Below are 19,690 nucleotides of genomic sequence, written 5' to 3' on the forward strand. Positions count from 1 at the left end.
GTTTTTTCAGTAAATCAAAAAATATCAGTTAGAAAAATGGACATTTTTGAAAGAATAAAACAGAATCCAGGTCCTTTGGGACAATTTGCAGACTATGCAGAAGGCTATTATATTTTCCCACGATTGGAAGGTCCAATTGGGCCGAGAATGAAGTTCCAAGGGAAAGACGTGATCTTCTGGAGTGCCAATGATTATTTAGGACTTTGCAACCATCCAGAAGTTCTTGAAGCCGATGCGAAAGCCGCTGCAGAGTATGGGATGTTTTATCCAATGGGCGCTAGAGCAATGTCTGGCGAGACCGATCAGCATTTGCAGTTGGAAAGAGAATTGGCAGAATTTGTTCAGAAAGAATCCGCATATCTTTTGAATTTTGGTTACCAGGGAATGGTGTCTTGTATCGATGCTTTGGTCTCCAGAAATGACGTGATCGTTTATGACGTAGATTCTCACGCCTGTATCGTGGATGGTGTAAGATTGCACTCTGGAAAACGTTTCACTTACAGACACAACGATATCGCTAGTCTTGAAAAAAACCTTCAAAGAGCTCAAAAAGTGACCGAAGAAACTGGAGGCGGAATTCTTGTAATTACCGAAGGAGTTTTCGGAATGAGAGGACAGCAAGGGAAATTGAAAGAAATCATTGCACTTAAAGAAAAATATGGTTTCAGAATTTTGGTGGATGATGCGCACGGATTTGGGACACTTGGCGCAACTGGCGCTGGTGCTGGAGAAGAGCAAGGTTGCCAAGACGAGATCGATGTTTATTTCTCTACTTTCGCAAAATCTATGGCTGGTTTCGGAGCGTTCCTTGCAGGAAACAAAGAGATCATCCGTTATCTGAAATTCAACCTTAGATCTCAGATCTTTGCAAAATCTTTGACAATGCCAATGGTAATCGGAGGTTTGAAGAGATTGGAACTTCTGAGATCAAGACCAGAGATCAAAGCTAAACTTTGGGAAAATGTCGAAAAACTTCAAGGTGGACTTAAGAAGATCGGATACAATCTTGGAGATACCAACACTTGTGTAACGCCAGTTTTCATCCAGGGAAATCCTGTTGAAGCAATGCTTTTGGCGAGAGATCTTAGAGAAAATTACGGCATTTTCACATCAGTTGTTTCTTATCCTGTGATTCCAAAAGGAATGATCTTGCTAAGATTGATTCCAACAGCTTCTCACACAGATGCAGAAATCAACGAAACGCTCGAAGCTTTCGAATCAATTTATAAAAAACTGGAAACGGGCTATTATAAAGAGTTGGAAGCGCAACAGATCAAAGAGCAGAATTTGCAGTTTAAAGAAATTTAAATTTCGATTTTAAATAAATATACAAACGCCTAAACAATTAAGTTTAGGCGTTTTTTAGTTCAATCTTTCCGACCAATTGATTTCCTCAGGCAATTCCATACTAGAAAACTCGATGTGGATGACTCTGCGTTTTTGATTGTTGGTGGTTCTGTTTGAGCCGTGAAGAATCAATGGTTTCATTATCATAATTCCGCCTTTGTTGACGGAGCAAATCTCTTCGGTTTCCACATTCCAGTCGATAGTTTCCGGCCGGTAGATTTCTTTGCTGTGGGAATTTGGAACAACTTTCAACGCGCCATTATTCTCATTAGTGTCATCCAGATGGATTCTAATCGTGAAAATATTTTTCAAATAATCAATTGGAGGCTGAACAGCAAATTGATTTTGCTTCGTCGTCCAAGGTCCAAAACCATTTAATTCTAATTTCTTATCAACCGAAATCGTCAAATCCTGATGATAGGAAACATACCAATTGGATTTTTCAGGTTTATCAAAATAGATACTTTTCACCACGAAATAATCAGTCCCAAAAATTTCATTAATGATTTTCCTAATGTTATCATTAAAGATAAATCGATGACTTTCAGGAACTTCATTCAAGAATTGTCTAATCGCAAAAAGGTCTTCCGATTTCCTGAAAGTTTCCTTTGACATATCTATGGAATCAATGACATTAATGATTTGATTGATTTCTTGTTCAGAAAAAACGTCGTTTATGATTGTGAATCCTTTTTGGAAGATTTCAGTTTTATATTGTTGTAGCTGTTTCATTGAATAGTAGAAATTAAATCAAGTTCGATGTTAAAATTATTATGAAGAAAAGTAGTTTTTAAGGATTTCGCGTGCCTCCATTTTGTAATTTTCGTATTCGTCTAAAAATTCAGCTATCTTATTTTCATAATTAGGATTACCTAAATTTAATTTTCGTTTTCCTTTCCCTATAAATTCGGTGGATTCGTCATTTATTTGATATAGTGGCGTCCATAAAGTATTTCCAAAATTTAAACATTTAACTTTTGGAAATGCGGTTTCTAGAAAAGCATATTCTTTAGTGTCAAATGTTGCCATTCCAATTTTTATTTGTTTTAAGTTATACAAATTCAAAGCTGGTAAAAATGCAGGATAATCACTTTTATTCATTATAAAACCCAAAGCAAGGACTTCTAAATTTGGTAATCCTTCTAGGAAAGAAAAATTTTCAATTGGTTGATTCCAATCTAAAGTTCCATCAATTTTTAGATATTTTAAATTATTTATTCCCTTCAAACCATCAAAATTCGATACTTTTCTTAAGTTTTCAAAATGCAGGGACTTCAATTTTGTAAGTTTTCGTAGTGGAGATAAATCTGAAAAACCTGAAACATATTCCAAAACTAACTCTTCTAGATTTGTAAGATTTGAAATAAATTCAATATCCGTGATTCTCAAAAAAGAAATTCTTAATCGCTTAATATTAGTAAGATTATTCAGAGATTCAACTTGCTCTTTATTTGGTTCATCTAAAGTTATTTCTTCAATATTAGGAAAATCAAAAACTTGCTTCCAATTTCTATCATTCTTATTTAATGTCGCAATTTTCACATTTGAATTATCATCAATAATTGTATCTAAAGAATAAGAATATCTTTCAACATTTGGAACAATTGTCCAATAATCATTTTCTTTATCTAAAAAATCTGCAAAATGATGTCTCATTCTTTAATTTATTAAAAAATAACTTTCATTGAATAAACTTTAATTAACCTTCTTCAAATCCAAATCCTCAAAATCAAAACTAAAATCCGTGACATCAGAGATTGGTTTCATTTTCGCAGAAACCGCTTTTCCATTTTCATCAAAATTTAAAATGAAAAAAGAATCGGCATCATAGCTTCTATCATCCCACTTCGCCACAAAAGAATTGGCAGAATATGGAATCAAATCGCCTTTCAATCTTGGAGAAGATTTAGAAATAATTCTGTAGCCTTTTCCAACTTTGGAAACCTCAACAATCCCAAACCATTCGTCTTTGTACCAACCGATGAATTGGTCGTCCTTCAACTCAGATTTGAATTTCGAAGCTTTGTCGTAAATCTCTTTCTTCTGCTTTGCAAAACGCTCGTCATTTTTCTTGCTTCTCTCGCCATAAAGCTTCAGCCAATCACGGTTTTCAACTTTCAAATAAGCATCTTTCACAGAGTTGGTGATTGTTGAAAAAGCAGCGCCAGATTGTTGATTGGTCAAAACCACAATTCCCAGTTTCATATCCGGAATCAAGGTAAAATGTGTTACCATTCCAATCAAACCACCGCTGTGCTGAACTTGCAAATGACCTTTCACATCGCTCAGAAACCAACCCAATCCATAACCATAAAACTTCGTCTCGTAAGGCGAAGTCGCTCCAACTTTGTCAGCAATCTGAAGGCACCAAAGTTCGTGCACATTTTTCTCAGAAACCAAGCGTTTTCCATCTTTAGTCACAAAACCATTCAGAAGGAAATCTGCCCAGGTCGTCATATCTTTGATGTTGCTCATAATTCCGCCTGCCGCGTTCGCAGTTTCGTTCCAATCGTGTGGAACCGCAATCGCTTTTCCATCTACTGGCGCGTGTGCATCGATGATATTTTGGGAATTTTTTGCTCGGTTGTAAGAGCCGAAACTCGCTGTCATTCCGACAGGTTTCAGAATTTTTTGCTCGATGAAATCTGCCCATTGCAAACCAGAAACCCTGTGAATCACTTCGCCTGCAACGATGAACATAATATTGTTGTAATCCAAAGTCGTTCTGAACGGATTTTCAGGTTTCAAATATCGAACATTATGGACGATGTCATTCACGGTCAAACTTCCGCCTTCCGGGAAAAACATCAGATCGCCTTGGCCTAAACCTAATCCAGCTCTGTGCGTCACCAGATCTTTGATGGTCACATTTTGAGAAACGTAAGGATCCGCCATTTGAAACTCCGGAATATATTTGCTGACTTTGTCGTCCCAGTTGATCTTGCCTTCATCTGCCAGAATCGCCAAAGCGGTGCAAGTGAAACCTTTGCTGTTAGAAGCAATTCCGACCAACGTATTCTCATCCATTGGGTGATTATTTTTAAGCGAACGAACACCGAAACCTTTGGCATAAATCACTTTTCCATCTTTCACAATCCCAACCGACATTCCTGGAACGTCAAATGTTTTAAGCGAGTTTTGAATCAGTTCGTCGAGTTTTTTCTCCTCGATCTGAGCATTGAACAAGACGAAAGAGAAAAGGAAAAAGGAAGAAAATAGTGATTTGTACATTTTAAAAAAGCTTTGGACGAAGATAAGGATTTTAGGAAAATGGAACTTAAATCCATCAATTTTGTTTGTATTTTTGTTTTAAATAAATACAAAAATGACAAATGATAATTTTAATGAAATCATAGAACGGTCAATCAAAATCCGTAAATCATACCACGATTTGGAACTCAAACAAAACGGTAAAGTCTGGACAATAGAACAGGATGCTTTGGGATTTTTGTCCGATGCAGGATTGGTTGGAAGAAACACAATGTCTCACGAGAAAACTTGGTCCAAAGCTAATTCTGATGAAGAATTGGAACATAAACTTGCTGAATCAATTTGGTGGATCATCAACCTTTCCGACAGAATGGACATCGATATCAAAGTAGCAATGGATAAATTCCTTACTAAAACTGAAAACCTATTCAAATAAATCTAATTACTAAAACCTAATATCCAACAGAATGTCATATTGCGCCGCCATAGAAACAATGCAACCGGAAGAAAGAAAAGCATTGCACCAAAATTACCACGATAACCACTACGGTTTTCCCATCCATAATGATGATGAGCTTTTCGGAAGATTGATAATGGAAATTAACCAAGCTGGATTGAGCTGGGAAACGATTTTGAAAAAAGAAGATTCTTTCCGAAAAGCTTACAGCAATTTCAGTATCGAAAAAATTGCGGCTTACACGGAAAAAGACCGCGAAAGATTGTTGTCCGACCCTGGAATCATCCGAAATAAATTAAAAGTAAACGCTGCGATTGAAAATGCTAAAACCATTTTGGACCTGAAAAAGGAATTTGGTTCTTTCGAAAAATGGCTGGAACATCACCATCCGAAAACCAAGGAAGAATGGGTAAAATTGTTCAAGAAAACTTTCAAGTTCACAGGTGGAGAAATCGTTGGAGAATTCCTGATGAGTATTGGCTTTCTGAAAGGTGCACATTCTGAAAGTTGTAAAATCAATGAAAAGATTTTTGCTGTGAATCCGAAGTGGAAAGAAATTTAATTGAAATAATCTTTCTCGCAGATTAAGCAAACTGAGCAGATTTACATTATCCTTAATTTTTCATCTGCAAAATCTATAAAAATCTGCAAGAATTAATTTCCGCCATTTGTGACCATCGCGAATTCTTTTGTGTCTTTGTGGTTAAAAAAAAATAGCCTTAAATTTGTAGAAATCTAAGAAAAGTAAATGGAAAGTAAAAAAGAATTCTTCCTCGAGTGTTACAAACTTGGGATCATCAAATTTGGGCGTTTCACACTAAAAAGCGGGATTGAAAGTCCGTTTTACGTGGATCTTCGTCCGCTCGCATCTGACCCAAAAATCCTAAAAAAATTAGCTAATTATCTTTTGGAAATGCTTCCGTTGGATAATTTTGATATCATCTGTGGTGTTCCTTACGCGGCACTTCCAATGGCGACAGCAATGTCTTTGGAAAGTTTTATTCCATTGATCATCAAAAGAAAAGAAGCCAAAGCTTACGGCACCAAAAAACTAATTGAAGGCATTTATGAGAAAGGACAGAACTGCTTATTGGTAGAAGATGTAATTACTTCCGGAAAATCTTTGGTTGAAACGATTGATGAAGTAGAAAATGAAGGCATCAAAGTTTCCGACATCGTTGTAGTTTTGGACAGACAACAAGGCGGAAAAGAAAAATTGGAAGCCAAAGGTTACAAAGTTCATTCGTTGTTCAATATTTCTGAAGTCGTGCAAATCTTGAGAGAAGTGAATTATATCGATGAAGATGAAGTGGCGAGAATCCAGGATTTTGTGAGTGGAAACCAGGTTATTTTCGAAGAGAAAAAACGATTGTCTTACGAGCAAAAATTGGAAGTTGCCGAACATTCTTTCGCCAAGAAAATCCTCGAAATTGCGATTGAAAAAAGGTCAAACCTCATTGCCTCTGCAGATTTCATTACTACAAAAGAATTATTGAACTTTGCAGATTTTGTTGGTCCTCACATTGTGGCTTTGAAAACGCACATCGATATTCTGAATGATTTTGATGCCGACGAAACCATTCTTCCATTGAAGGATCTGGCAACGAAACATAACTTTCTATTGATGGAAGACCGGAAATTTGCTGACATCGGCAACACGCAGGAACTTCAATTTTCTTATGGAACTTACAAAATCTCCAATTGGGCAGATCTCGTAACTTCTCACGTTATCGGTGGAAGTAAAAGTTTGGATTGCTTTATGAATGTTGGCGTCGTAGCAATCTTAGGAATGTCTTCCAAAGGAACTTTGACAGATTCTCATTACCGCGAAGAAGCTTTGAAAGTAATTGAAACTCATCCAAGCATCATCGGTTGCGTTGCCCAAAACGAAATATCTGACCAACTTTTATTGTTTACGCCTGGCGTCAATCTTGGTGAAACTGGCGACGACAAAGGTCAACAGTATAATTCGCCGGACCACGTGATTAAAAATTACGGAACCGATTTCATCATCGTTGGACGTGGCATTTACAAATCCGAAGAACCAGAACAGGAAGCTTTGCGTTATAAAAACGAAGGCTGGAAGGCGTATTTGGAAACTTTGTAAAAAAAAATATAAATATTCTTATTATAACCCTTTCAGTGTTTTGAACTCTGAAAGGGTTTTTAATTTCTGTCAGTCTGTGAAGGTCTTGCAGAACCTCAGAGTGACGCATTTCCATTAACATAAAACTTTAACAACCATCTATCATCATTCATCAAAAAAAATCATTAGTTTTGATAAGTACTGATTGTTCCTAATGAAGCGTCTTTTTTGTGTTCTGGTTTCGTTTTCCTTTAATTTCTTGGCGATTGCTCAGCAAGACAGCATTCGGTTGAATGTGAAACTGAATGACGACCAGAAATCGATCTCTGTGGAGCAGACTTTGGTGTATCATAATCCGCATCAGAAATCCATTTACAAAATCAAACTTCTGAATTGGGTTTCGGCTTATCAGAAACGGAAAACACCTCTACTTAAAAGGAAAATCGAAGACAGGAAGAATGATCTTTATTTTGCAAAATACGAACAATTGGGAAAATTGGAAAGTCTGCAATATTCTTTAAAAAATACAACTTCCGAAATACTCAACACAAAACAGGAGAACATTTTCATTCCACTTTCCGAAGCTTTGAAGCCTGGCGAGAGCGTTACTATTAATTTAAAGTATGAGATCACACTTCCAGACGCACGTTTTACGGGTTATGGACTCAATGTGAATCATATTTTGCTTAAATATTTTTTCCTCGTACCAGAGACTTTCGAAGATGAAAATCAGAGCAATTCTTTCTATCGTGACACGGAAGAAACCGCCAACGCTGGTTCATTTTGGAAAGTTAATTTTGAAATTCCCAAATATTTGAAAATCTATTCTAATCTAATTCAAAACAACGAGCTTGAGTTTGAAGGGAAATCCATCAATGATCCGGAGTTTCAAATCTCGAAAGAAATCTATCCTGAGTTTTCACTCAATGTTGATGGGCAAAATGTAAAAGTGAACCTGGGATATCAAACCAATGAATATCAACGCCAGATCTTAGGTTCCGTACTGACCAATCATTTGAAATTCATCAAAACAAAGACCGGAAATCTTCCCGAAAAGCTATTCATTACTGATAAATTTATGAAGAAGGAAGAATTTATCGGGATCGATGACATCAAGTTTTGGAAATTCAAATTCCAGATGTTTACGGATTATGAGAAGACGGACCTGGATTACTTCAGCACCATTTCAAAGAAGGTGATGGACGAATACTTCATCAGTAATAAAACTAAAGACCATTGGTTGAAAAACGGTTTGAAGTCGTATCTCGAAATCCAATATCTTAAACAAAATTATCCAAATCATAAACTTATTGGAAATCTCGCAGACAACGCCAACATCTTCGGAATCAAACCATTGAAAATATTTCACGCTTCAAAGTTGAAATTGAACGAGCGTTATGGCTTGGCGTATCACTACATCTACACTCAGAATCTCGATCAAAAGATCACCACGCCGTTTGACAAATTGAGCAACTTCAATACGACGGCCATCAGCCAGTTTGAGACGGGAAGTTTGCTAAATTATATTTCGGAATATCAAGGAAATGAAACTTTTGACAATTTTCTGAAACAATATTTTTCCGACAACTACCAAAGAAAGGTTGCAGGTGATACTTTCTTAAAAAGTCTTGAAACTGAGTCTCAGGGAAAATCTGCATTTCTAAAAAAAATGATGAGAGAAAAACACAGAATTGATTTTAATCTCAAAAATTTCAAGGAAAAGGAAGACAATTATGTGGTCAACATTCATAAAAATACGACCGATATCATTCCTTTAAAAATAGAAACAGAAAAAAAATCTGGCGAAAAGACAATATTTTGGAAAGATGGAAATGAGTTGAAAAATGATACAATTTCAGTCCCGGAAAATCAGACCAACAAAATTATTCTGAACGACGATTACATCTTTCCTGAAACCAATTTCAGAGACAATTATCTTTACACAAAAGGGATTTTTTCGAATATGAAAAAGATCAGATTCAAGTTGATCAAAGACATTCAGAATCCGGAATATAATGAGATCTTCATCACACCGAGATTAACTTTCAATGCTTATGATAAGGTTCTATTCGGTATGAATTTTAAAAACCAAGGAATTTTTGATCAGAAATTTGATTACTCGGTGACGCCATATTATAGTTCTGGAACAGGAAAACTGACAGGTTCGGCTGGCGTTGGCTACTCTATTTTGCCTCCTGACAGTTTCTTTAGAAGTTGGAATTTTGGGGTTTCGGGATCGTATTTTCATTATGACAATGATTTGGCTTATAAGAAATTTGGAGCGTCAACATCTTTAAATTTCAATAAAAATCCGAGAAGTGCAATCGGCAGAAGTTTGTTTTTCTCATACAATTATTACGAACGTGAACTCTCTCCTCTTAGGATTTTGAATAACGAATATGCGAAGTACAACCTTTGGAATTTGGGCTATGCATACTCCGACAATCAAATGATCCACGAGAAATATATCGGAACCAATATCCAATGGATGGAGGATTTCCAAAAGATATCCGCAGAGGCCTTTTACCGTTGGGAATTTGCAAAGAATAAGAAGATCAGTTTCAGATGGTTTGCCGGATATTTTGTAAAGAATGAAACCAAGAACAATCTCTTCGACTATGGAATTTCACGGGTTTCAAACTATTCTTTTTCATATGGATTATTGGGACAAAGTGCCACATCCGGGATTCTTTCTCAGCAGTTTATCTTGGCGGAAGGTGGTTTTAAATCCATGTTCAACACATCTGTGAACCAATTTATCACAAGTGTCAATGTGGATTCTCACTTATGGAAATGGTTCAATCTCTATGCAGACGCTGGCGTTTACAAAAATAAAAATCACGCTGCAAAGTTCATTTGGGATTCAGGCATTAAGGTAAAGGTAGTTCCTGATTTCTTAGAAGTCTATTTCCCGGTTGCATCTAGCTTAGGCTTCGAACCTTCGTTTAAAGATTATGGCTATAGAATTCGATATACATTGGTGCTTAATTTGGGTGCTCTTATCAACAACCTAAGACGTGGTGTCTTTTAGTGCTCTACAAAATTTCAAAATAAGAAAGGCTTCCTAAATAAGGAAGCCTTCTATTTTTTAAGAAAAACTTAAATTAGTTTTTAATAACTTTTTGAGATACTTTAGTACCGTTTACTGTACCAGTTACGATGTAAACACCTTTTGCAAGAGAAGAAACGTTCAATGTAGAACCTTCTGTTACTTTAGCAGCTTTTACAACCTGTCCAGCAGCGTTGATGATTTGGATATCTGCAGTCTTAGCGAAAGCAATAGACTCACCTACTGAAGTATTTTTAACCAAAGTAGAGTTAGCTTTTGTAAAATCAGCAACTGCTAGGTTATCAGAATAAGTTACATCTAAAGAAAGAATTCTGATTTGCGCAGTTGTAGCTCCAGTTTGGCCATTTTTAAGTGTAATGTTTGAAGCCGGAGTTGCAGCAGCAACCAAATAAGTAGCATTGGTAGCATCTGCAGGATCATAAACAGTTGGAACAACTACACCATCCACAGTTACTACTGCGCTTGTAGGAGCATAATTATCACCTCCAACTAGTCCAGAAGTTTTGATTTTCACAGAATTAATTTTAGTACCTGTTGCAGCAATAAGAGCAATAGAGTTACCATTTCCATCAGCAGTGCTTGAATACATTCTCAATGCTCCTCCACCTGCAGTATAAAATTTAGGACTAGTAGCAGAACCGTTTTGCAATACGCTGTAAGTTAATTTACCTGCAACGATAGTACCAGTTGTAATTTCTTGAGCATTTGTGAAGCCTTGGTTGTTCCAAACGTAGCTAAAAGTTGTTTGAGCTTGTGCAGTAAAAGCTAAAGCTGAAACAGCTAAAATTGTAAAGATTTTTTTCATTTTATTGAAGTTTAAAAATTAGGTTACAAAAATAAGGAAAAAAACGCTCCCAATTACAGGGAGCATTTTTTTAACATTTTTTATTATTATTTTTTAATAATTTTTTGAGAAACAGCTTGTGCGTTTACAGCACCAGTCACCACATAAGTTCCTTTCGGCAAAGCAGAGACATCTAATCTGGAGTTTTCAGAAACCTCAGCAGTTTTCACGATTTGACCAGCAGTATTGTAAACTGATACTTTTGCAGAAGCTCCGAAGATCAATTCGTTAGAAACGATAGTGTTCTTCACCAAGTTAGCTTTTCCTTTTGTAGCATCACCTACTGCCATAGTTGGAGCAGCTTTGTAAGTAACCGTAATTGTAGGGATACGCAATTGTAAGTTATTAGAACCTCCTGTATGAGCATTTTTAAAAGTCACAGCGCCAGTCGCTTCAGCTGCATTGGTCAACGTGTAAGTTGCATCAGCTAAAGTTGCAGTCTGTGTAGTTCCTCCAGCAACGTTATAAGTAACAGTTGGCTTATCTGTAAGAACTGTAAAAGTCACAGAAGTAATGATATAACCTGTAGCAGGTGTTACTGTAAAAGTATTACCTTCTCCTGTCCCTCTTACAGAGTACAATCTCAAGTGTGCTGGTGTACTACCAGAAACAGGAAAATAAGCTGGAGCATTTGCAGTGGAAGCACCAGCATCAGCTTTAAATGTAAGGTTCGTATCGGCAGGATTATTTGTTGTTGCAACTACACCTGCACTGTTGATTCCTGTAATAGTAGAAACTACCGTTGTTTGTGCAGTTACTGTTGCTGTCACAGCTACTGCTGCTAACAAAGAATAGAATTTTTTCATAATATAAAATTTAAAATTGTTATTGTTTTTGTTGTTTCGTTTTATCTGTCGCAAATATAAAATATTATCTTTAACTACAATTTTAACAACCCCTTTCCCGTTTTAAATAATTGTTAATTCGTTTCAAAGCCTATTATAACTACATTTGCTTATCATAATAAAAGGGTGCCTAAGATAAACAAAATTTTTCTGTTAACATTGATTTTTTTTGCGTTAAATCCCTTTAACGCACAGATTTTCAGTTGGAAAAACCCCAATATCCCACAAGATTCCCTTAAAAAAGACAGCATCTTCATCTCCCGGATTAACCAGGATTTTTTCACCAAAGACACGCTCGACTTCGTTAAAAAGCAAAATAAGATCATTTATGATGAAGAAGTACTGGTAAAAAATGACAAGAAAAGAATCCTCGGAGAGCTCAATTCCAAAGGTTCTATCATCAGAGGAATTACTTTTGGAAATAACCAGGGATCTTCTGTTCAGAGTTCAATGGATATGCAGATTTCCGGAAAGCTGAGTCAAGACGTTTCCATCTTAGCTTCGATTTCGGATCACAATCTTCCCGTACAAGCGGATGGCTACACGCAGACTTTGCAGGAATTTGATAAAATCTATCTTCAGCTCAATATCAAAAATCACAGCATCATACGAGCCGGACATCTGGATCTGAATGATGAAACCACTTATTTTGGGCGCTACCAGAGAAGAAGTATGGGCTTGCAGTTTCTCACCGCTTGGGAAAAGAATGGTAACAAAACATCGGTGGATGTTTCCGGTGGCGTTGCCAGAAGTGAATTTTTCAGGATGCGTTTTCAGGGAATCGAAGGCAATCAAGGGCCTTACAGACTGACGGGGAAAAACGGAGAACTGTTTATCACGATCATCTCTGGATCGGAACAGGTTTTCATTGATGGAATCTTAATGAAAAGAGGAGAAAATCAGGATTACATCATTAATTATAATACGGGCGAAATCACCTTTACGAGTTTCCGACCGATCTACAAGCAGAACTTCATCAACGTTTCCTATAATTATACGAATAGAAATTACACCAGATTCCTGGTCACTGGAAACATCAAACATCAACGGGAAAGACTCAAGGCAGGCTTCAGTTGGTTTGCAGAAAATGATAACAAAAATGCCCCCCTTGCCCTCAACCTGAGCGATGAGGATAAGCTTCAATTGGTAAATGCAGGAAACGATCCGAATCAAATGTACTCTCAGTCCGGCGTAGAAACAGAGTACGACGTCAATAAGATTCTTTACAGAAGAGTTTTCTCCGGTAATACTTTCTATTACGAGTTCTCTACAGATCAGACACAGACACTTTACCAAGTTTCGTTTACTTACTTCGGAAGCGGAAAAGGTGATTACCAACTACAGCAAACTACCAACAATGGCCGTGTTTTCCAGTATGTGGGAACAGGACTGGGAGATTATCTCGCAGTGAGGAAATTACCGGCTCCGGAAAAGTCTCAAGTTTATTCTGCTAACGTGGAATATGCTTTGAATGAAGGCGTAATCGGGACAGATGTCTCTTTGAGTAATTATGATCTCAACGCATTTTCTTCCAAAGACAATGATCAGAACATTGGTTACGCCGCAAGAATCTATGCCAACAAGACTTTCAGAAAAAATACCTGGACTGGAATACCAATGCTGGAATATCAGGTCATTCAGAAAAATTTCCACATCTTAGATCGTATTAACAGTGTTGATTTTTGGCGAGATTTCAATTTGACCAATGAGTTCAATCAGATCACTCAAAACAGATTTATTTTTTCTTTCCTTAATGACTTTAATAAAACTTCTAAGATCAATTACAAACTGAATTACCTCGAAGAAAAAGATAATTACAAAGGCATCAAGAATGATATAGATGCGGTTTGGAAGATCGGGAAATTCAACAATCTTGCGGCCATCTCTTATCTTGATACCAAATCGACTGACATCAATACCAACTTCATCCGTGGTGCAGTTTCTACTGAATTGGCGGGCAAAAAAGGAAGCTGGATGCTGGGAGGTTCTATGGAGCACAATGAGAAAAAATACAACTTAACTCAAAACCTGGATGTCACTAGTTTTAGCTGGAAAGAACTTTTCATTCAGAAAAAGATAGCCGACTCTGCAAGAACCAAATTGTTGACAAAACTTTATTTCCGTAGCAACGACTCCGTGCAAGACAATAGATTGCAGAAGATGAACAATATTCTCGGGATTATGGCAGAAAGCCAAATTATTAAAACCGAGAAAACACAGCTATCCACATTGGTTCATTACAGAAAGTTTTTTTACGAAAATCAGAGTCTGGCTAATGATCAGAATCAGGATTTTGTAGTTGGAAATATTCTTTATAATCAGCAGCTCTTCAACAATGGGATGCGCCTGCAATTCTTCTACGAACTCGGAAATGGTCAGGAAGCACAGCGTGAATTCCAATACATCAAGGTGACAGACGGACAAGGTGTTTACAAATGGACCGATTACAACAATGATGGCATACAGCAATTAGATGAGTTCGAGGCGGCAGAATACGCCGATCTGGCCCAATACATCAGGGTTTATACAAATAGTGTGAATTACTTGGCATCGAACAAAAACAAGCTTCAGTTGGCCTTATTCGTCAATCCCTCAGTCATCATAAGCTCTAAAAACGAATTTTTAAAACGTTGGAACTTCAACCTCTCATTGCTTTCACAGAATTCCTATCTCAAAAACGACCAGGTTTTGGTATGGAATCCATTCAAAAAAGAAAGTGACCAGTTGCTGAGAACGCAAAATATCTTAGCATCGGCCATATTTAATTCTAATGACAAATCGGGATGGAACGGGAGTTATCGATATACAGACAATGATAATTTGGTCAACGCCAATTTCAGCAATGAAGCGCACGGCCAGAAATCTCACCTCTTGAATGTTGGCTACTCCTTCACCAAATCTTTCCGTACGGATTGGGAAAATTCTATTCAAAATGTGACGAATAGTTCACAGGTTTACGATTCGCGAAATTATCTTCTTCAAAACTGGGAAACCAAACCAAAAGCGACTTACAAACTGTCCGAAAGTTTACAGACAGAACTCTTCGGCGCCCTTCGCCAAAAGAAAAGAACCGACGGTGTGGAACTACTAAAGACGTACGAGATCTCCGGAACACTACAGTGGGAAAAGGTGAAAACTTCAGTTCGCGCTAATTTTTCTTTCATTAATAATGATTTCACTGGGAACAATTACAGCATCGTCGGAAATCAAATGTTGGAAGGTTTGAAAGTCGGAAAAAACCAGGTTTGGTCACTATTCATCCAGCAAGCCATCAACTCCTTCATCCAACTGAATGTTAATTACGAAGGCAGAAACTCCGGCGAAAGAACGATTCACATTGGAAGTATGCAGATCAGAGCGAGTTTTTAAGTGGGAGTGTCCGGGAGTTTGAGAGTTTGAGAGTTTTAAAGTAATATAGTTGGAGCGAATGAGTATTACAGAAGTTTTATAGATGAAATTGTAAATTAGGATATTCCAAAATTCAAATCCCACAGGCTCAAACTCTCAAACCCACCCACTCTCAAACTCTCCAGCTCAATTCCTGCTCCACTCGCTCCAGCTTCCAACATACAGATTCGGAATTTCGAAACCAGCGTGATCCAAAGCCAAAAGTGAATGACAAGCCGTCACGCCGCTGCCACAATGGAAAATGATTTTGTCAGAATTTCTATTCTTAAAGAACTCTGTGTATTTTTCGTGTAGGATTTCAGGTGATTTGAATAGGCCATTTTCATCCAAGTTATCAGAGAATGGGAAATTCTCCGCGTTGGGAATATGTCCTGCAATCAAGTCGATTGGTTCGGTGATTCCTTGGTAACGCTGGGATTCACGGACATCTACAATCAGAAATTCAGGATTTTCTGTTGCCACCTTCACATCATCAATCCAAAATAGAGGCAATTGCCAGTCTTTGAATTCAGAAATATATTCGGTTTCAGGATAACTGTCATCGCCAGAACTTACAGGATAATTTTGATTTTCTGCAAATTGCAAACCGCCATTCAGAACGCGTGCATTCTTGTGACCAATCGCTTTCAACATCCACCAAAATCTTGCGCCAGCATTCGCGCCATTCTTATCATCATAGATGACAACTTCAGAATCCTTGTCAATTCCCAATTTTCCTAAGGTCTTGATGAAATTTGAAAACGCCGGCAGTGGATGTCGACCACCATTTTTTGGATTATCAATTTCTGCCAGATCCGTATTCAAATCTACAAATACGGCATTCTTCAAATGCTTTTTCTGATACTCATCTTTAGCATTTTGGCCAGTTCGAACATCAAATATTTTTAGATTTGGATGATTAGAAATTTGATAAAGTTCGTCGGTATTTATTATGGAATTCGTTTTCATAGGATTTGAGATTTTGGAACTGAAATTGTAAGTCTTTGTGAACATAAAATTAAACTAATACCACAATCTCACAAAGTATTTCAACTATTTTATTTTGTCAACTTAAACAACAGAAATCTTTTACAGTTGAAAAATTGTACTCAAATATTTAAATTAATTAGATTTGCGAATCAATAAAAGTAAAAAATGGAAACACCACAAGAAAAAATCCTCATTACGGGCGCATTAGGACAGATCGGAACAGAACTCACAGTAAGACTATGTGAAATGTACGGCAAAGAAAACGTGATCGCGTCCGGACTTGAAAAATGGAAAGAAGGCATTACAGAAGCTGGCTACTACGAAAGATTAGATGTCACTAATTTCCAAGCTGTTACTGAAGTGATTAAAGAACACAACATCACGACGGTTTATCACTTGGCGTCTTTACTGTCCGGAACATCAGAAAAACAACCATTGTTCGCCTGGAAACTGAACCTTGACCCATTGATCCATCTTTGCGAGTTGGCAAAGGAAGGAAGACTCAAAAAGATATTCTGGCCTAGTTCCATCGCCGTATTTGGCAAAGGAATCCCAAAGGAAAATGTAGGACAGGAAGTGGTATTGAATCCAACAACAGTGTACGGCATCTCAAAAATGGCTGGAGAAAAATGGTGCGAATATTACTTCGAAAAGTACGGTGTTGACATCAGAAGTATTCGCTATCCTGGTCTTATTTCTTGGAAAGCGCCAGCCGGAGGAGGCACTACAGATTACGCCGTAGAGATCTTCTATGAAGCGGTAGAAAATGCAAAATATACAAGTTTCATCAAAGAAGATACAGCGATGCCGATGCTGTATATGGACGACGCGATCGATGCAACAATCAAGCTGATGACCGCGCCAAAAGAACAGGTTAAAATCCGTTACTCTTACAACCTCGGCGGTATGAGATTTACACCCTCAGAATTAGCTGCTGAAATCAAAAAAACCATTCCAGATTTTGAAATAAAATATGAGCCAGATTTCCGTCAGGCGATTGCCGATTCTTGGCCGGCAAGCATTGATGATTCTGCTGCAAAACAGGACTGGGGATTGGATTACAAATTCGATATTTCATCCATGTCGATAGATATGATAAATAATTTAAAGAAGAAATTAGGCAAATCATAAAATTTAAATTATCAATTTAAGTTAATATGATTTTAACAATTGATTTTTAAGTAATTATAAATAAAATTAAAAATTTACTTTAAGTGATTTTACTTACATTTAACATAGCGATTTCGGAAAAATGCAGAGAATTTACTAAGAAAATTTCTGAGAATGAATTGATATCGTCTATCGAAGAAAATACGAGAATCATCTTATTGTTGTTGGAGTTGCACGAGTACAAAGCTACTTTTTTTGTTGAAGTTTCCATTGCTCAGCAACTTCAAAAATTGTTAAAAAGCCTTTCACTTTCAGGTCACGAAGTTGGACTTTACAATGTCAATTCCGACACCGAAATGGTAACCAAAACCAAACAAGATCTGGAGCAAATTTTAGATAAACCCATCAAAGGTTTAAGACAAAAATCACATCGTCTTCCCTACTCCGAGATCAAGAAAATGGACTTCATTTACGTCTCGAATATTGAAGATTCCAAGATTGATTTTCTTTGGCGAAAGTTGACTGCAAAAACTGAAATCTACACAGAAAATGATTTAACGATTGTTCCGGAAAGTCAGTCGCCTTATTCGCAACTTCCATTCAACGATTATGTACTCCAGGTAACGCCGATGAAGTATTATGAAAGCATGCTTTTGGAAAGCCTGAAATCGAATGAATATGTAATGATTTATGCAAACGCCTGGCAACTTTTCAGCAAAGACAAGTTGCCGTTTGTCCTGCCATTTTATAAAAAGATCAACCTAAGTAGAAGTTTTGAAGACCGATTGGAAGAACTCTTTCAGTTTATGGATGAACACGAAATTGCCGTTTCCAGGATGAAGGATTATTTGTTTTAAAGCTCACACAATTCTTGCATAGAGTGGCAAACATTTTATAGAATCAGCTTGAAAACAACTATAATTCAAAGTCTGTTGATTTTTAATTACTCAAACAAAATTTCATTTTATTTAATTAATCATAATCTTGATAAAGTGAGATCCGCTTATAGGAACGGTATAGCGACCGTATAGAAACGACATATAAAAGCCTGTTATCATTTTTTTGATAAACAGGCTTTATTTTTATTAAAACATCAAATTACTTAACTCAGCTCAAACACAGTGATCTCTGGTAAAACACCTACTCTACCAGGATAACCAATCACCCCGAAACCACGGTTGACATAGAGGTATTTCCCTTCGCTTTCGTACAGGTCCGCCCACTTAGGATACTTGTACTTTACGGGCGACCATTTGAAGTTTTTGAGGTCGATTCCGAACTGCATGCCGTGCGTGTGTCCAGATATCGTCAGTTGAACATTTTTAGGATGGTTTTTGACAATCGCATCGAAATGTGAAGGATCGTGTGACATTAGGATCTTCGCAGCGTCTGCAGGCACATTTTGAGTCGCCTTGTCCAGATCTCCAAATTGTGGAAATGGCGCAATCCCCCAATTCTCTACACCAAGAATGTATAGTTTTTCGCCGTTTTTCTCAATGACCCGATGTTCATTACGAAGCATTTCGAAGCCTGCTTGTTTCTCATATTCAATCAATTGAGGAATGTTTAGAGCTTTTTCTTCTTTGGTTTTAAAGTCGCCATAGTCACCATAATCGTGATTTCCAAGGACTGCAAATTTCCCATCTCTGCTCTTGATCTGTGAAAACAAATCTATGAAAGGCACGAACTCATCTGCATAATTATTGACCATATCGCCTGTAAATAGAATCAGATCAGCATCTTGCTTATTGATCAGATCAATGGCGTGTTGCAAATGCTTTGGATTTTGGAAACTTCCACTGTGAACATCTGAGATTTGGACGATCTTGTAACCTTTGAAAGCTGCAGGTAAATTTTTAAGTTTCAATCTGACAACTCTCGCTCTGTGACGGTATTTCCCGAAGACAATGCCATCCAACACCAGTCCTGCAATAACGGCGGCAGAACCTAAACCAACCAAACTCACGAACTTTCTCCTGGATGGATAATCGTGGTTTTCTGTCGCCACATAATGGTATCCAAAATTGAACAACCGGAAAATATCTTCCACCAAAAGAAATAAGGCAACCAGAATCTTTGGCAAAACAAAGATCAAAATAGTTGAAAAGACGATCTGAAACCTCAGATATTCGTGCGAAGCTCTGTTGAAAGTGAAAACGGAATACAGTAAAAATCCATAGATCAGAACAGTCGGGATCCAATAGATGAATTTTGCATTCTGATTGGAATATACGGTTTTAAAGGCCTGATAAACATAAACTTCCAGCACCAGAAAAATACCGAGAAGAAATAAAATATTCTTTTGCATACTCATATTTTGAAAAAAACAAAAAGGAATAAAAAT

The 19,690-nt window shown here is 37.1% G+C and carries 15 protein-coding genes; 8 read left to right on the forward strand and 7 right to left on the reverse strand.

Annotated elements, in window-relative coordinates; all coding sequences use genetic code 11:
• The first annotated feature begins 36 nt into the window (after positions 1 to 36).
• On the forward strand, positions 37 to 1,308 hold the full coding sequence (locus tag PQ459_16720) for a pyridoxal phosphate-dependent aminotransferase family protein (GenBank protein WDF46531.1): 1,272 nt from the start codon (positions 37 to 39) through the stop codon (positions 1,306 to 1,308).
• Between the two features lie 54 nt (positions 1,309 to 1,362).
• Here the strand turns inward: PQ459_16720 and PQ459_16725 are convergent, their stop codons facing one another.
• The 3 genes from PQ459_16725 to PQ459_16735 are packed head-to-tail and all read right to left on the reverse strand — an operon-like array spanning position 1,363 to position 4,578.
• Complete coding sequence (locus PQ459_16725) at positions 1,363 to 2,079, reverse strand: phytanoyl-CoA dioxygenase family protein (protein ID WDF46532.1); 717 nt, start codon at positions 2,077 to 2,079, stop codon at positions 1,363 to 1,365.
• Positions 2,080 to 2,118: 39 nt separating this feature from the next.
• Positions 2,119 to 3,003 (reverse strand): leucine-rich repeat domain-containing protein, encoded by an 885-nt coding sequence (locus PQ459_16730; protein ID WDF46533.1) that lies wholly within the window; start codon positions 3,001 to 3,003, stop codon positions 2,119 to 2,121.
• Positions 3,004 to 3,042: 39 nt separating this feature from the next.
• Positions 3,043 to 4,578: a serine hydrolase gene (locus PQ459_16735; GenBank protein WDF46534.1), complete on the reverse strand. Its 1,536-nt coding sequence runs from the start codon at positions 4,576 to 4,578 to the stop codon at positions 3,043 to 3,045.
• Positions 4,579 to 4,672: 94 nt separating this feature from the next.
• Between PQ459_16735 and PQ459_16740 the strand changes: the two genes are divergently transcribed.
• The 4 genes from PQ459_16740 to PQ459_16755 all read left to right on the forward strand — a co-directional run bounded on the left by PQ459_16740 (position 4,673) and on the right by PQ459_16755 (position 10,131).
• The gene (locus PQ459_16740; protein ID WDF46535.1) at positions 4,673 to 4,993 is read left to right on the forward strand and encodes a MazG-like protein; all 321 of its coding nucleotides are present in this window, start codon (positions 4,673 to 4,675) and stop codon (positions 4,991 to 4,993) included.
• 31 nt (positions 4,994 to 5,024) lie between these two features.
• Positions 5,025 to 5,576 (forward strand): DNA-3-methyladenine glycosylase I, encoded by a 552-nt coding sequence (locus PQ459_16745; protein ID WDF46536.1) that lies wholly within the window; start codon positions 5,025 to 5,027, stop codon positions 5,574 to 5,576.
• A 186-nt stretch (positions 5,577 to 5,762) separates the two neighbouring features.
• Positions 5,763 to 7,121, forward strand: coding sequence for an orotidine-5'-phosphate decarboxylase (gene pyrF, locus PQ459_16750; GenBank protein WDF46537.1), 1,359 nt, complete (start codon positions 5,763 to 5,765; stop codon positions 7,119 to 7,121).
• Positions 7,122 to 7,314: 193 nt separating this feature from the next.
• Positions 7,315 to 10,131, forward strand: a complete 2,817-nt coding sequence (locus PQ459_16755; GenBank protein ID WDF46538.1) for an aminopeptidase — start codon at positions 7,315 to 7,317, stop codon at positions 10,129 to 10,131.
• Positions 10,132 to 10,204: 73 nt separating this feature from the next.
• On the opposite strand, the gene PQ459_16760 is transcribed toward PQ459_16755, so the two are convergent.
• A complete protein-coding gene (locus tag PQ459_16760) occupies positions 10,205 to 10,975 on the reverse strand; it encodes a T9SS type A sorting domain-containing protein (GenBank protein WDF46539.1) in 771 nt (256 codons plus the stop codon).
• Positions 10,976 to 11,061: 86 nt separating this feature from the next.
• Complete coding sequence (locus tag PQ459_16765) at positions 11,062 to 11,820, reverse strand: T9SS type A sorting domain-containing protein (protein WDF46540.1); 759 nt, start codon at positions 11,818 to 11,820, stop codon at positions 11,062 to 11,064.
• 198 nt (positions 11,821 to 12,018) lie between these two features.
• On the opposite strand from PQ459_16765, the gene PQ459_16770 reads away from it, so the two are divergent.
• Positions 12,019 to 15,228 carry a hypothetical protein gene (locus PQ459_16770; protein WDF46541.1) on the forward strand — a complete coding sequence of 1,070 codons (3,210 nt, stop codon included), beginning with the start codon at positions 12,019 to 12,021 and terminating at the stop codon, positions 15,226 to 15,228.
• Positions 15,229 to 15,393: 165 nt separating this feature from the next.
• Here the strand turns inward: PQ459_16770 and PQ459_16775 are convergent, their stop codons facing one another.
• Positions 15,394 to 16,215 carry a sulfurtransferase gene (locus PQ459_16775; GenBank protein ID WDF46542.1) on the reverse strand — a complete coding sequence of 274 codons (822 nt, stop codon included), beginning with the start codon at positions 16,213 to 16,215 and terminating at the stop codon, positions 15,394 to 15,396.
• Positions 16,216 to 16,401: 186 nt separating this feature from the next.
• On the opposite strand from PQ459_16775, the gene PQ459_16780 reads away from it, so the two are divergent.
• Both PQ459_16780 and PQ459_16785 read left to right on the forward strand, forming a co-directional pair.
• The gene (locus PQ459_16780) at positions 16,402 to 17,367 is read left to right on the forward strand and encodes an NAD-dependent epimerase/dehydratase family protein (GenBank protein ID WDF46543.1); all 966 of its coding nucleotides are present in this window, start codon (positions 16,402 to 16,404) and stop codon (positions 17,365 to 17,367) included.
• A gap of 83 nt (positions 17,368 to 17,450) precedes the next feature.
• Positions 17,451 to 18,203 carry a polysaccharide deacetylase gene (locus PQ459_16785; protein WDF46544.1) on the forward strand — a complete coding sequence of 251 codons (753 nt, stop codon included), beginning with the start codon at positions 17,451 to 17,453 and terminating at the stop codon, positions 18,201 to 18,203.
• 245 nt (positions 18,204 to 18,448) lie between these two features.
• Here PQ459_16785 and PQ459_16790 read toward each other — a convergent pair whose 3' ends face one another.
• Positions 18,449 to 19,654, reverse strand: a complete 1,206-nt coding sequence (locus PQ459_16790) for a metallophosphoesterase (protein WDF46545.1) — start codon at positions 19,652 to 19,654, stop codon at positions 18,449 to 18,451.
• Positions 19,655 to 19,690 lie beyond the last annotated feature (36 nt).

It is taken from the genome of Chryseobacterium sp. KACC 21268, from assembly GCA_028736075.1.
GTDB lineage: Bacteria > Bacteroidota > Bacteroidia > Flavobacteriales > Weeksellaceae > Epilithonimonas.